General features: G+C 44.2%; 16 protein-coding genes. 8 read left to right on the forward strand and 8 right to left on the reverse strand.

Annotated elements, in window-relative coordinates; all coding sequences use genetic code 11:
- Positions 1-132: 132 nt before the first annotated feature.
- From AC3WTF_RS09085 to mnhG, 7 genes are read left to right on the forward strand one after another with little or no spacing between them, the layout of a single operon-like run.
- The gene (locus tag AC3WTF_RS09085) at positions 133-2,535 is read left to right on the forward strand and encodes a Na+/H+ antiporter subunit A (protein ID WP_020956267.1); all 2,403 of its coding nucleotides are present in this window, start codon (positions 133-135) and stop codon (positions 2,533-2,535) included.
- Complete coding sequence (locus tag AC3WTF_RS09090; protein ID WP_007408670.1) at positions 2,532-2,963, forward strand: Na(+)/H(+) antiporter subunit B; 432 nt, start codon at positions 2,532-2,534, stop codon at positions 2,961-2,963. Before AC3WTF_RS09085 ends, AC3WTF_RS09090 begins: the two co-directional genes overlap by 4 nt.
- Positions 2,963-3,304 carry a Na(+)/H(+) antiporter subunit C gene (locus tag AC3WTF_RS09095; RefSeq protein ID WP_003152063.1) on the forward strand — a complete coding sequence of 114 codons (342 nt, stop codon included), beginning with the start codon at positions 2,963-2,965 and terminating at the stop codon, positions 3,302-3,304. Before AC3WTF_RS09090 ends, AC3WTF_RS09095 begins: the two co-directional genes overlap by 1 nt.
- Positions 3,297-4,778, forward strand: coding sequence for a Na+/H+ antiporter subunit D (locus AC3WTF_RS09100; RefSeq protein ID WP_041482464.1), 1,482 nt, complete (start codon positions 3,297-3,299; stop codon positions 4,776-4,778). The genes AC3WTF_RS09095 and AC3WTF_RS09100 overlap by 8 nt, the downstream gene beginning before the upstream one ends.
- A gap of 5 nt (positions 4,779-4,783) precedes the next feature.
- A complete protein-coding gene (locus tag AC3WTF_RS09105) occupies positions 4,784-5,260 on the forward strand; it encodes a Na+/H+ antiporter subunit E (RefSeq protein ID WP_007408672.1) in 477 nt (158 codons plus the stop codon).
- The gene (locus tag AC3WTF_RS09110; protein WP_012118311.1) at positions 5,260-5,544 is read left to right on the forward strand and encodes a Na(+)/H(+) antiporter subunit F1; all 285 of its coding nucleotides are present in this window, start codon (positions 5,260-5,262) and stop codon (positions 5,542-5,544) included. Before AC3WTF_RS09105 ends, AC3WTF_RS09110 begins: the two co-directional genes overlap by 1 nt.
- Positions 5,528-5,902, forward strand: coding sequence for a monovalent cation/H(+) antiporter subunit G (gene mnhG / locus AC3WTF_RS09115; protein ID WP_003152056.1), 375 nt, complete (start codon positions 5,528-5,530; stop codon positions 5,900-5,902). Before AC3WTF_RS09110 ends, mnhG begins: the two co-directional genes overlap by 17 nt.
- A gap of 39 nt (positions 5,903-5,941) precedes the next feature.
- Here mnhG and AC3WTF_RS09120 read toward each other — a convergent pair whose 3' ends face one another.
- The 6 genes from AC3WTF_RS09120 to degQ all read right to left on the reverse strand — a co-directional run bounded on the left by AC3WTF_RS09120 (position 5,942) and on the right by degQ (position 10,786).
- On the reverse strand, positions 5,942-6,325 hold the full coding sequence (locus tag AC3WTF_RS09120) for a hotdog fold thioesterase (RefSeq protein WP_007408674.1): 384 nt from the start codon (positions 6,323-6,325) through the stop codon (positions 5,942-5,944).
- Positions 6,326-6,346: 21 nt separating this feature from the next.
- Positions 6,347-6,991 carry a two-component system response regulator ComA gene (gene comA / locus AC3WTF_RS09125; protein WP_003152052.1) on the reverse strand — a complete coding sequence of 215 codons (645 nt, stop codon included), beginning with the start codon at positions 6,989-6,991 and terminating at the stop codon, positions 6,347-6,349.
- A gap of 80 nt (positions 6,992-7,071) precedes the next feature.
- The gene (locus AC3WTF_RS09130) at positions 7,072-9,381 is read right to left on the reverse strand and encodes a sensor histidine kinase (protein WP_033574914.1); all 2,310 of its coding nucleotides are present in this window, start codon (positions 9,379-9,381) and stop codon (positions 7,072-7,074) included.
- 19 nt (positions 9,382-9,400) lie between these two features.
- Positions 9,401-9,577 carry a competence pheromone ComX gene (locus AC3WTF_RS09135; RefSeq protein ID WP_007408675.1) on the reverse strand — a complete coding sequence of 59 codons (177 nt, stop codon included), beginning with the start codon at positions 9,575-9,577 and terminating at the stop codon, positions 9,401-9,403.
- Complete coding sequence (locus AC3WTF_RS09140) at positions 9,577-10,515, reverse strand: polyprenyl synthetase family protein (RefSeq protein ID WP_020954300.1); 939 nt, start codon at positions 10,513-10,515, stop codon at positions 9,577-9,579. The genes AC3WTF_RS09135 and AC3WTF_RS09140 overlap by 1 nt, the downstream gene beginning before the upstream one ends.
- A gap of 130 nt (positions 10,516-10,645) precedes the next feature.
- Positions 10,646-10,786, reverse strand: a complete 141-nt coding sequence (gene degQ / locus AC3WTF_RS09145; RefSeq protein ID WP_003152043.1) for a degradation enzyme regulation protein DegQ — start codon at positions 10,784-10,786, stop codon at positions 10,646-10,648.
- Positions 10,787-11,251: 465 nt separating this feature from the next.
- Here degQ and AC3WTF_RS09150 point away from each other — a divergent pair, with 465 nt between their 5' ends.
- Complete coding sequence (locus tag AC3WTF_RS09150) at positions 11,252-11,593, forward strand: YuzC family spore coat inner layer protein (protein ID WP_007408677.1); 342 nt, start codon at positions 11,252-11,254, stop codon at positions 11,591-11,593.
- Positions 11,594-11,599: 6 nt separating this feature from the next.
- Here AC3WTF_RS09150 and AC3WTF_RS09155 read toward each other — a convergent pair whose 3' ends face one another.
- Complete coding sequence (locus tag AC3WTF_RS09155; protein WP_007408678.1) at positions 11,600-12,823, reverse strand: EAL and HDOD domain-containing protein; 1,224 nt, start codon at positions 12,821-12,823, stop codon at positions 11,600-11,602.
- A 129-nt stretch (positions 12,824-12,952) separates the two neighbouring features.
- Complete coding sequence (locus tag AC3WTF_RS09160; RefSeq protein ID WP_020954301.1) at positions 12,953-14,419, reverse strand: nicotinate phosphoribosyltransferase; 1,467 nt, start codon at positions 14,417-14,419, stop codon at positions 12,953-12,955.
- Positions 14,420-14,428 lie beyond the last annotated feature (9 nt).

Raw genomic sequence — 14,428 nt, forward strand, 5'->3', positions numbered from 1 at the left:
AATACATTATGCCGTAGCAGGGTAAAAAAAAGTGCGATATAATTTGTACTGGGTCCTATGACCGTGAATTGATTAATTCACTCTTACATAAAGCAGTTGCTTGATGAAAAAACAAGCAAAGGAGGTCTTCTGTTGCAGCTGTTACATTTCGCGATTTTGGCGCCTTTTTTATTTGCATTTATCGTTCCCTTTCTTTATAAACGGGTAAAACAAGTCCATACAGGCTGGTTTGTGCTGATAGTGCCCGTTGTGCTGTTTGTTTACTTTATCAGCAAGCTCCCTGTAACAATGGCTGGGGAAACCGTCCGATATGCGGCCGAATGGATTCCGTCCCTCGGTATTAACTATACCGTTTATCTTGACGGACTCGGGCTGTTATTCGCTTTATTGATTACGGGCATCGGCTCTTTGGTGACGCTTTACAGTATTTTTTACTTATCGAAGGACAAAGAAAAGCTCGGCCCCTTTTATGTGTACCTGCTGATGTTTATGGGCGCGATGCTCGGCGTTGTGCTCGTCGATAACGTTATCGTGCTTTATATGTTCTGGGAGCTGACAAGCCTGTCATCCTTCTTATTAATCGGGTATTGGCATAAGCGGAAGAAATCACGCTACGGTGCGGAAAAGTCACTGCTGATTACCGTCGGCGGCGGGCTGTGCATGCTCGGCGGCTTTATCCTGCTGTATCTGATGACGGATTCTTTCAGTATCAGGGAAATGGTCAACCAGGTGCATATTATCGCAGGCCATCCGTTCTTTATTCCGGCGATGGTTCTCCTGTTATTGGGGGCCTTTACGAAATCAGCGCAGTTTCCGTTTTATATCTGGCTGCCTGATGCCATGGAGGCGCCGACTCCTGTCAGCGCCTATCTGCACTCGGCTACAATGGTGAAAGCGGGCATTTATCTGATTGCCAGATTCAGTCCGGTTTTTGCATTTTCACCCGTCTGGTTTTGGACGGTTGCCTCAGTCGGTCTGATCACGATGGTATGGGCTTCCTTTAATGCGATTAAACAAACCGATTTAAAAGCGATTCTGGCATTTTCCACAGTCAGCCAGCTCGGTATGATTGTATCGATGCTCGGCGCAGGAGCCGCCGCGCTTCATTACCAGCATTCAGAGTATTTTACGGCGGCTGTCACCGCGGCTGTGTTTCACTTAATTAACCATGCTACTTTTAAAGGAAGTTTATTTATGGCGGTCGGCATTATCGACCATGAAACGGGAACACGGGACATCCGCAGGCTCGGCGGACTGATGGCGCTTATGCCGGTAACGTTCACCGTTTCACTGATCGGAACGTTTTCCATGGCGGGCCTCCCTCCGTTTAACGGCTTTTTAAGTAAAGAAATGTTCTTTACAAGTATGCTGCGGATTGCTCATGCAGATATTTTCAGTCTTGATACGTGGGGCGTGCTGTTCCCCGTTCTCGCATGGATCGGGAGCGTCTTCACTTTCATCTACAGCATGAAGCTGTTTTTCAGAACGTTCAGCGGCGCGCGCAAACCTGATCAGCTTGAAAAGACGCCGCATGAAGCACCGCTCGGCATGCTGATTTCGCCGGTGATTCTTGCCGCTTGCGCCGTCAGTCTGTTTTTTGCACCGAACGTTTTGTCTTACAGCCTGATTGAACCGGCGATGAACTCCATTTATCCGGCTCTGTTAACCGGCGGAGATACATTCCATGTCCATATTTCCCAGTGGCACGGGGTGACGGCTGAGGTAATGATGACCCTCGGCATCATCATTGTCGGCACGATCGGTTACGTAACGCTGTCTAAATGGGAGCGTTTGTACGGTCTGTTTCCGAAAAAACTGACGCTGAACAAGCTTTACGATGCGGTGACGGGCAGTATGGAAAAAAGATCTTACCAGCTGACGTCATCTTATATGACCGGATTTTTGCGGGATTATCTGCTGTATATCTTTGCGGCGTTTATCATTCTCATCGGAACGGCGTTCGTCACAAAAGGCGGCTTTTCCATGACAGCGAAAGGCATGGCTGAAATCGGCCTTTATGAAATCGTGCTGTCCCTCGTTATGGTGAGCGCAACGATTGCGACTGTGTTCGCCAAATCGCGGCTGACGGCCATTATCTCACTCGGTGTTGTCGGGTACACACTCGCGCTGTTTTTCGTGATTTTCAGAGCGCCCGATCTGGCGCTCACGCAGCTCGTCATTGAGACGATATCGGTCGCCTTGTTTCTTCTTTGTTTTTACCATCTGCCGAAAATGCGGCGGAAAAAGAAGACAAGAACATTCCGGATGACGAATTTTATCATTTCTCTCGGTGTCGGCGTCATCGTGACAATGCTCGGAATCGCGTCTTCCAGCGAAAAAACAAAAGACAGCATCTCCTCCTTTTTCACCGCTTACAGCCATAAGCTCGGGGGAGGAAACAATATCGTCAACGTCATCCTCGTTGATTTCAGGGGATTTGATACGATGTTTGAAATCACGGTGCTGTCGATTGCCGCACTCGGGATTTACGGCATGATCAGAACGAAAGTAAAAGAGGAGGGAGAAGAGCGTTGAGACAGCAAAACACAAACGACATCATCCTTCAGACGGCAACGAAGCTTGTATCTTTTATCATTCTGCTTTTCTCTTTCTATTTATTTTTATCGGGACATAACGCTCCCGGCGGAGGATTTGTCGGCGGACTGATTACGTCTTCGGCCATCGTGCTGTTGCTTTTGGCCTTTGATTTAAAAACCGTCAAATCGATTTTGCCCGTCAATTTTATTTATGTGGCGGGCGCGGGTCTGCTTATCGCGATTGCAACGGGTGCAGGTTCGTTCTTATTCGGAGCACCCTTTCTCACCCATACATTCGGCCATTTTCATCTCCCGGTGCTTGGGAATACGGAGCTTGCGACGGCCACTTTGTTTGATTTAGGTGTGTATCTCGTTGTTGTCGGCGTGACGATGACCATTATTCAAACGATTGGAGAGGAAGAATAATGGAAATCTTAATGTCTGTCATTGCCGGTATTTTGTTTATGGCGGCAACCTACCTGCTGCTTTCTAAAAGTCTGCTGCGCGTGATTATCGGCACCGCGCTATTAAGCCACGGCGTCCATTTGCTGCTCCTGACCATGGGCGGACTGAAAAAAGGCGCTCCTCCCATACTGGGCGGAAAAAGCACGTCGTTTGTCGATCCGCTGCCGCAGGCACTCATACTGACGGCGATCGTTATTTCGTTCGGCGTCACGTCCTTCCTGCTTGTGATGGCGTTTCGCGCCTATCAGGAACTGAAAACGGACGATATGGATCGAATGAGGGGAAATGATCAACATGAATAACTTTGTGATATTGCCTATTCTGGTGCCGCTGCTTGCCGCAGTGCTGCTGATTTTTATGAACAGACACGTGATGCTGATGCGGATATTCAGCACTGCCGCTTCCTGTGTCTCCATCGTCATCAGCGCCGCTCTCGTTCAGACGGTTTTCACACACGGGATTCAGACGCTGACACTCGGCGGCTGGAAAGCGCCGTACGGCATTGTGCTCGCCGCGGATCAGCTTGCCGCACTGCTTGTTTTGACAACCGCCATAATCGGGCTGCTCGTCACCCTGTACTCCTTCCGCTCCATCGGAGAAAAAAGGGAGCGCGCTTTCTATTATTCAGGGGTGCAGTTTCTTCTAGCCGGCGTAAGCGGAGCGTTTTTGACGGGTGACCTGTTCAACATGTACGTCTTTTTTGAGCTTCTGCTTATCGCGTCCTACATGCTGATCGTGCTTGGCGGAACGAAAATTCAATTAAGAGAATCATTGAAGTATATCGTGTTTAACATTGTGTCATCCGCGTTTTTTGTCATCGGCGTCGGTTACTTATATGCGGTGACGGGCACGCTGAATATGGCTGATCTAAGCGTAAAAATAAGTGAATCGGGCCAGACCGGGCTGATAACCGTCATCGGCGTCCTTCTTCTCGTCGTTTTCGGTTTAAAGGGCGGGATATTCCCGCTGTATTTCTGGATGCCGGGCTCTTATTACGCCCCGCCGGCTGCGATTTCGGCCTTATTCGGGTCTCTTTTGACGAAAGTCGGCCTGTACGCCATTTTAAGAGTATTCACCCTGATCTTTATTCACGATACGGGCTTTACCCACCAATTGATGATGTGGCTTGCGATGCTGACGGTGTTATTCGGCGTAATCGGATCTATCGCCTTTTCGGATGTCATGAAAATCGTCATCTACAATATTATTACAGCCGTCGGCGTGATTTTGTTCGGCATTGCCATGAACACGCCGGCCTCCATTCAAGGAGCGGTTTATTACTTGATTCACGATATGCTGATTAAAGGAGCGCTGTTCATGCTCGCCGGCACGCTTATCGCATTGACGGGCACTGCCAGCCTGCATAAAATGGGCGGACTGATCACCCGTTATCCCGTTTTGGGATGGATGTTCTTTATTTCAGCCATATCTCTGGCCGGCATCCCGCCGTTCAGCGGATTTGTGGGCAAGCTGAAGATCGCGGAAGGCGGGTTCGATAAGGGGGAAACTTTGTTTTCCGTATTGATTCTCTTATCCAGCCTGCTTGTGCTCTATTCGGTGCTGAAGGTTTTTACGACGGCTTTTTGGGGAGAAGAAAAAGAAGTCCCCGGCGCAGGCGGACGGTCCGCAAAAGGACTTCTTTATCCGGCAGCCGCTTTTCTCCTTTTGTCGCTTTTGTTCGGGCTCGGAACCGAATGGGTTTCACCGTATGTCAATCAGACGGCTGAGAATCTGCTGAATCCGGAAAAATACATTGAAGCTGTTTTGAAGGAGTAGATGGCATGGCTTTTCAACTATTATTAAATGTTCTTCTCGCTGTTTGCTGGATGTTTCTCACAAACAGCCTCAGCGCGGCGGGTTTTATGACCGGATTTATCGCGGGCTTGGCGGCGCTGTTTTTTTTCCGGCGCTTCTTCTCGCGGCCGTTTTACATTTGGAAAATATGGTCAGTCATCAAACTGGCGCTGATCTTTATAAAGGAATTATATTTGGCCAATGTCAGCGTGCTGAAAACCGTTATATCGCCGAAACTGAACATCCGCCCGGGCATTTTCGCGTTTAAGACGGAATTGACGGAGGATTGGGAGATCACGCTGCTCTCGCTGTTAATCACTTTAACACCGGGTACGCTCGTGATGGATATCTCCGATGACCGGTCGATTCTCTATATACACGCCATGGACATTGAAGATGCGGAGAAAGCGATCCATGACATCCGCGTCTCTTTTGAGAAAGCCATTCAGGAGGTGAGCCGCTGATGTTTACGTTTATTCTGCAATTATCACTCGGCATTATGGCGGTTTCGACTCTTCTGTACGTCATTCGCGTCATAAAAGGGCCTACGATACCGGACCGGGTCGTCGCGCTTGATGGGATCGGCATTAATCTGATTGCCATGACCGCGCTTGTATCCATTCTCTTAAACACATCGGCCTTTTTGGACATCATTCTGCTGCTCGGCATTTTATCGTTTATCGGCACGATTGCCTTTGCTAAGTTTTTGGAGAAAGGAGAGATTATCGAAAATGATCGAAATCGTTAAATGGGCCGTCGCCGTTTGTATTCTGATGGGATCGCTGATCTGCCTGGTCGCGTCTTTCGGCACACTCAGGCTTCCTGATGTGTATACGCGCGCCCACGCCTCTTCAAAAGGCTCGACACTCGGCGTTAATTTGGTATTGCTCGGGGTGTTAGGCTACTTGTGGATGCTGACCGGAGAAATTTCTGTAAAAATACTGCTCGGCATCATTTTTATCCTGCTGACGGCGCCGGTCGGAGCGCACCTCATATGCAGGGCCGCGTACAATTCGGGAGCGGCGCTTGATAAAAGAAGCGTTCAGGATGATTACAAAGGGATCAGAAACTTTGTGATCAAACGTAAAGAAGATTCATATTTGTAAAAACAAACAGCCGGACGATTCAGGGTTCCGGCTGTTTGTTTATTTTGTTATAACAGCCAGCGTGCAGCGGGAAACACAGATCAGCCTTTCCCGTTCATCGAAAATGTTAATCCCGTACACAATGGTTGCCCTGCCTGTGTGAACGGGTTTCGCAATCGCCGTGACCGTCCCGCCCTCTTTCACGGATTTTAAATGATTGGCATTAATCTCAAGCCCGACACACGCCTGGTTCGACCGGTCGATAAAATGCTGGGCCCCGACACTTGCAACAGTCTCTGCCAGCGCTGCTGACGCGCCACCATGCAGATATCCGAAAGGCTGCACCGTCCTCTTATCCACCGGCATCACCGCCACGCATCTCTCCGGCGTGTTTTCAGTGATTTCAATACCGAGTGCGCCGAGCAATGTATTGTTCAGATTCATAGGTCATTCTCCCTTCAAGATTTATAGTACGTTATCTGACTTGGCGATCAGCACCGCTTCAGTTCGGGAGCCGACATTCAGCTTGTTAAAAATGGATGTCAGGCTGTATTCAATCGACCGCTTGCTTAAGTGAAGCGCATCTGCGATTTCCTGATTGGTCAAACCTTTTTCGACCTCTTGGAGAATATGGCGCTCTCTCGGGGTTAACCGATCCTGCTCACTTTGAGGGGAAGAAGACGTTTTTGTTTTTTGCTGGGTCATCAGCTGTTTGAAATAGGAGAAATCAACTAAAATCTGTCCGTTGAGCACGTGATATATGTATTGCATGATTTTCTCTTTAGATTCGGTTTTGCTGATGGCGCCATGCAGGCCCGCGCGGATGGATTCTTCAAAATAATCTTCAACCTCATAGCCTGTGTAGACAATGATTTTACAGAGAGGATTCTCTTTTAAGATTTTCTTGGAAAGCTCTATGCCGCTGATGTCATCACCCAGATTTAAATCCATTAATATGAGATCGTAAGCTGAAAAATCATGCCGGAGAACGAATTGTTCACTGGCATCAGGACTGAGGCAATCGACAGAAAGATTCGTGTCCGTTTCCAGAATCGTCTTGGTGCCCTCCATGACAGCCGGATGATCATCAATCACTAGTATCTTTTTCATGGTTTCCTCCCTTTTACTCACTCATTTCCATTTTATTAAAAAGACTTGGCTTCTGCCAAGTCGATTTGGTGATAAATTGGTTACAATTCCATTTCAATATCTACTTTAAAACCGTTTCCTTCACTTGTGTCGATTTTCATCCGTCCGTCAAGCGCACGGACGCGCTCCTTAATACCCGAAAGACCCATGCTCATCGACTGGCCGCCGCCTTTTTCCTGATTGCAGCCGACACCGTCGTCTTCATAATGCAGAATCACTTTATTTTGAATGCTGATCAGCATAATCAGCACCTCATTCGCCTGTGAATGCTTCATGGCGTTCGAAAGAAATTCCTGAATAATGCGGTACAAATTCAGCTGCGTATCCAAATCCAGCGCCGCCGTAAACCGGCCCGTATTCAGACGGATATGAAACGGCGCACGCTCCTGCTGCTGCGCGGCAAGCTTGGATACCGCCTTGACCAGACCCAAATCATACAGCAGCTGAGGACGCAGCTCATGGCACGTCTCCCGGGTCATCAAAATGACATCCGACATCTGCTCATTCATCTGATGAAGCTTGTCCTGCACCTCTAACTGGCAAGGCTCCTCTTTCTTAAAATCGGCCAGAAACAGCTCACACTGGCGCTTCAAAGAAATTAAATCCTGCAGCACCGAATCATGCAGATCACGGGCCAAATCCGAACGCTGCTTTTCCTCGATCGTAAACATCAGCTTTTTGAGCCAGACCGGGTTTGAGCCTTGTTGTTTTAGATCTTGTAAATGGTTCATGAGTTCTTCGATCTGTATCACGTTTTCCATAGAGACACTCGTATAGAAAGACAATGTTTTCAGCCATGAAATCTCATCCCGTGTCAGTCTCGGTGTATTAATGGAGGACAAACAAAGCAAAACATAAGAACTTCCCCCGCGTTCTCCTATCTTGATTAAGAAACCGCGGTTTAGCTCAATGATTTTTCCAATCTCTGAAGTAACCTTCTTAAATTCTTTTGAATACATTTCCCAATCAGGTTCATTATCCCTTTTATCATGATATAAAATGTCACCCTCAGAGGTAACTTCAAAGACATAAGCTTTACTGACAAGTAGAACATCCAGAATCGTCTTTTTTAGTTCTTTAAACATTTGTTTTAAAGATGTTATACTTCTGATAAGCTGAGTATATTTGAATATACTATCTTGATAATTAAATTTTTCAGAAAAACGTTTTAAACGAAATTTAAAATCTATTATTTCTTTAAAGTAAAATACAGCAAACATTACGATAAAGATGAAAACAGTCTGTCTAATAGGATTCATTTGAAGCGCATTTGTTCCCGCCCAGACCGATAAAACTCCGACAATAACTAGCGTTGGGATTACAGCCAGTAAAGTATAATACCTCATTCTTCCTAATATAAATTCTATATCAAATATTTTATTTGCAACAAACTGATATACTAATCCAAATGGGATAAGGACAAGCAATGAGGCTGATGCCAGTGCTGGAAATATATAATCACCAGTTAAAATATTAGGTGCGACGTAAAAAAGTAAAAATGGAGCAAAAGAAAGTGTATTTGTCAGAATTAAAACTTTCAAAATATAAGCATGCTCTGAATATTTATACTTATATAAGTGATAGAACACGAGAACAAAACCTGAAAGAGTAACGAGAAAAAACGAGATAAGATTAAGGTTTGTTATAATGTTTTCAAAAGGTAATTTCTTACGGAAAAATTCCAGGATAATATTAAAAATCGGAAATATATATAAGAAATTGATTAGACGATTTGCAAACTTCTTTCCTAATTCCTCAAAATATTGTTGTATGAACTGAAGATAAAATATAGGAGAAGCTATAAATGTGAACAAATTGACATACCTGTTAAATGAATGTCCTCTAAATGGTCCTCCTGCGCTTATATAAGCAATTGAAATATCTAACAAAAACAAAATTAAAATGTATCCCGCAAACGATTTTCTTGTTTGATTCACCTTTAGAATGTAAAATATACATACTATACTTAAAAAATAAAACACAAGTGGAAGAACGAATACAAAAAAGCTATAGGATTTGTCTAAATTAACAATATCAAAATCATCTAAATGAATTTGCTTTCCATTTCTGCTTACATCTAAACTTTTGATATGACTAAGATTATCTCCTTTTAAAAATTTAGCAGATGGTTTTTCTTTGTTGATTTTTAAAATGATGTCACCTTTTTCTAAACCTACGAATTTCCCGTAAGTAGTTTCTGACATCTCTATTACTTGGAATTGTTTGTTTTTATTTTCAATAACTTTTGTCCCGATTATAATCCCATTTATGTTTATATATGAAACATAGCAAACATAAACGAGGCTTAAGATAATGACTGAAATAGTGAATTGTTTAATAAAGTTTTTCACATATTACACCACCGAACATTCATCCTTTTTCCCATTGCTCTATTTTTCCATCGTTTTTCACAATTGAAGATTCTTCAAATGAATTGATTAATATTTGGGTAATACCTGAATCATAGCCTAATAAACTTGCTTCATTGACTTTTAATTTTTTTAACACTTCCGGATATTTCAATATATAATTGATTAAATCCTGCATTATACTTCAATCCCCCTATTAACTACATATTTTTTCAATTTATCTATTTTACTGGTTTCAAGATTTAGTTTCTCTATAGCATTTTCACATTTTTGCTTATACAATTGGTGTAAAACTGAAACATACTGAGTAACACCTGCATCAGTTAATGTCTGAATAAAATTGTTTTTATCAGATATAAACTTAAGGTGTGTTTCTCTATGAGAAAACATACGAACCAATTTTTCAGAAGGCTCGTTAAACAGCCTCTTAAGGTACAAGTTGATTAACGTGTGTTTATCTTTTAAAATATCACTGCGTTTAGAGCTGAAAAGAGCCAGATAATCACTATATATCTGTTCAAACATTCCTTTGTAATAGGAATACGTTTCAACAGTTTCATTATACTTTCCAGTTGCTAACATAGTACCTGCCACATTGGATAGAGCGAATAGACTCCCGCATTTTAATCTAATGACCTCTAAACTTTCATCTTCTTTCTCTGGCTTATTGATTATATCATCGTGTTGTCCTTGCATAGCGTCTTGTGTATATTTCAGTATGTAAGAAAGAATAAAAGGATTCATGTTAATTGAATTAATCCCCTGCAGCCCTGCTGTGTATAATGAAAAAGCTGCGCTTAAAGCTTCTGAACGGTCTATCTTCATCCAAAGAGCTTGTTTGTTATCTTCATCTTCAAGATCATCAATAATATCGGCGGAAAGCGTAAGAATTTCAATTCCCGCCGCAAGTTTCTCAGCAGTCTTAAAATCCCTTCCGCCAAAAACTTCATAATGCAATAAAGCAGATTCAGCAAAGGTTAAATATTTTCTGGATTCAACAAACCCAAGAAGAAGCTGTAGTAAATGTTGATTAAATATGTTTTGCTCTATTATACTCTTCATTTTATTCTTGATTTGGTTGGCATCTAAACACATTTGCTCAATAATTGTCTTCACCCTCCCATTCTATTTTACTAAATGCAGGTGATGAAAGACAGCAGGTTTTTCGTTTTTTAACAATCGTATAATACTTTATCCACGAAATGGATAAAAAATGCACAAAAAAAAGACTTGTTTCCAAGTCTTTTTAAGAAATTTTCATAGCATATGAGAATTTATCGAGCTGATCAATGCTTTTGTTAATGTTTCGTAATGAGTCGGTTGTTTCTCTGATATCATTTTCAAGTCGGAATAATAATTGCTTTACTTCTTCTAATTTGTTTTCCACCGTTTCCACACTCCTTTTTTTGAAAGATCAATGAATTGTGTATGGTGAACGAGTCCTAGGTATTTGATCTGTTACTAATAGTGTAAACGTTTTTGCGGGATTTTTCACCGAAAAGTATGTGTAAAAGTATCTGCGTGACACCGCAAACCGTGGTAATCCTATAGTCCCGAATGGAGCATTTAGCGAACAGGACTATATAACTACCAGAAAGGCAGACGTTTAGGATGAAGCAGACCAATCTGGCGGTTCTGCTGTTTTTTTAACGGTTTTCCGACAAACCGGCAAGGACTATAGTCCCTGCCGTCGCAATTTCAAAACAGAATGGGCGAACAGCGTCGCATAACCACCGACAAACACCGAAAAGACCGCAACCCCCGCATTGTGGTCTTTTTGCATGTCATAACTCGTTATCACGCCGCCTATACTCATGTATAACCAATGTTTTCTCAGGAAGGAGGCCGCCGTATGCATTATGTGTATCCATGCTGTCCTGTTTTCGCCGCGCCATACCGGCATCCTGCGCCCAGTGCCCCGGTTCACGCAGATATTTTGACAGCGTCCGCAAAAGAGGCTGCGGGCATGCTGGAGGATGCGCGCCTGCTCCTTGCGCGGCTGTCGGCGTCAAAAGAGCTTGCGCGCCGTATCCTCACCGCAGCGCAATCATCTGACACCGCAGCGGTCAAGCGGCTCATTAAGCAGACCGGCATCAAAAATGACTTTGACGTGACGTATAATCCCGACGGCATCCGTGTCAGTCTGATCAGAGAGCAAAGCCGGTTTACCATCGCCCTCAGGTGGTCGGCTTAAAGCGGCTCAATCCACGATCAGCTGCCGGCACCATTCGATCGCCTGTAAGTAACATTCATACGCTTCTTCTTTGTTCAGTTCTTTTCCCCACTCGTCACAGTCCCAGTTGTTGCATTCAATGGCTTTGACGAACGCGAGCATCTTATAATAATCGTTTTCATAACCGAGCAGCGCCTGTCCGACTTCATCGATTAAAGGCAGTTCTTTGATGATATCCTCCAGCTCCCTGTGGAGAAGCGTATCGATGAGCGAAAACATGCCGATCAGCATGTAAGAAGAGGGCTGGGGCCTTCCGGTTCTTTTCGCCAGCAGTTCGCACAGTTTGGCCCTGATTAAGGAAATCTTAATGATTTCTTTTTGGCTTGAGTGGCTTTTCGCCGTTAAATCTCTGAATGAAAGAATGTAAATCAAGCGCTTAATCTCATTCAGCCCAAGCATCATGATGGCCTGCTGGATGCTGTCTATCTTTTTTTTCAGCCTTGTTTGCGATCCGTTTAAAAAACGCAGAATCTGATACGATAAGCTGACGTCCCGCTCTATGTATTCCGTCACGCGCTGTATATTGGGCTGGTCATTGTTTAATTCGCTTAAAAGCTGGTAGTAAGAATGAAAATGAAACGTCAGATCATTTCCGCTGATGACACGCGGTTCACTGAAAAAATATCCTTGAAACAGGTGAAAGCCGTCTATGGCCGCCTGTTTATAATCTTTTCTCGTCTCCACTTTCTCCGCTAAATAAATCAGACTTTTACAGCTGTATGTCTGAATGATTTTTTTGCGCTCCAGACGCGAGGATTGCAAAAAGTCGATTTTTAAAATATCAATATATTTCATCAGCTGTTCCACTAACTCTTCATTTTCCGGATTGATGGCGTAAAAATCATCAAGTGCTAATGTATATCCTAATTTCTTCAGCTGTCTGCATCTTGAGATGAGTGCCGGAGTGATCGGTATGTCCTCAAGAATTTCGATAATAAGCTGGTCAGGATCAAAGGAGGTAGGGAGATCTGAAAACATCAGGCTTTCTGTAAAATTCACAAAGCAGCGTTTCCCCTCAGTCAGCTTTTCGATTCCGATGTTGATAAAGCTGTTAATAATGAGATCCGTCGTAGCTTTATCTCCATCAGCGGCCGAATAACGGTTCTCTTCGCTCTCCCGGTAAAGAAGTTCATAAGCAACAACCTGTTCGTTTCTGTTGAAGATAGGCTGTCTCGCAACAAACACCTTCATTCATTTACCCCCTTAGATGCGGCCTTCGAACATAAGTATATCAAATAACTTGACGAAATTTGTCTAAATGTGAAAAATATTATCACAACAAAAAGGCCTTTCCAGAGAAAGGAAAGGCCGCTTTGTCTTCTATTCAAGTTCCCGTTTCAGCTCGCTTTTGATTTCATGAATCCGCTGCATCTTGTTGCTCCAGCAGTCTTCGCTTAAATCGACCGGATATTCTTCCGGCTTGCTGATCCGTTTGTATTCCTCCCACAGAAGTTTGAGGTTATCCTGCACGTATTGCTGGATGTCGGTAATTTCGGGATTATCATAGCATAAAACGCCGTTTTCAAAAATCGGCTCATGCAAGTCTTTCGCATAGAAATCAGTGACGAATTTGCTGACGAACGTGTGGACGGGATGGAACATTTTTAAGCGTTTCTGATCATTTACCCGCTCGTCATAAAGCGCGATATAATCACCTTCCGAGTGGTGATTCAGCTTGTTGATAATCCGGTATACTCTCTTTCTTCCCGGCGTTGTCACTTTTTCAGGGTTTGACGAAATTTTAATGGTGTCAGTCAGTTTGCCGTCCTCTTCAATGGCGACAAGCTTGTAAACCGCGCCGAGGGCCGGCTGATCGTATGCGGTAATCAGCTTCGTGCCGATGCCCCACGTATCGATTTTCGCTCCTTGGGATTTCAGATTTAATATCGTGTGCTCGTCAAGATCGCTTGAAGCAATGACCTTTGCGTCTGTGAAACCCGCTTCATCAAGCATTTCACGCGCTTTTTTTGACAGGTACGCCAAGTCCCCGCTATCCAGGCGGATGCCGATGAAGTTGATCCGGTCGCCGAATTCCTTTGCGACTTTAATCGCATTCGGCATGCCCGAACGGATCGTATCGTACGTATCTACGAGAAACACGCAGTCTTTGTGGGTCTCCGCATATTTCTTAAATGCCGTATATTCATCGCGGTACGCTTGTACGAGCGCATGAGCGTGCGTGCCGGATACGGGTATATTAAAACGCTTTCCGGCTCTTACATTACTCGTTGCGCTGAAGCCGCCGATCAAAGCCGCTCTCGCTCCCCACATGGCCGCATCCATTTCATGGGCGCGCCGCGTTCCGAATTCGAGGGCGTCTTCGTCACCGACAACGCCTTTAATGCGGGCCGCTTTCGTGGCGATTAATGTTTGGTAATTCACAATGTTAAGCAGAGCCGTCTCAATCAGCTGGGCTTCGATCAGGGGCGCTTCGACCCGCATAATCGGTTCGTTGTTAAAAACGAGCTCGCCTTCTTTCATGCTGTAAAGAGATCCGGTAAAAGAAAGATCCCGTAAATACTCAATGAAATCATCAGCATAGTGCAATTCCGTTTTTAAATAATTCAGATCGCTGTCGGTAAATTTGAAGTTCTCCAAGTATTCGATTGCTTTTTCTAAGCCCGCAAATACCGCATAGCCGTTTTCAAAGGGAAGCTTTCTGAAAAAAAGCTCAAAAATCGCTTTTTTCTCATGAATGCCGTCTCTCCAATACGTTTCGGCCATATTAATTTGATAAAGATCTGTATGTAAAGACAAACTGTCGTCTTTAAAACCATGCTCCACCAAAATTATTTT

The organism is Bacillus sp. EB106-06-01-XG163 (assembly GCF_058791615.1).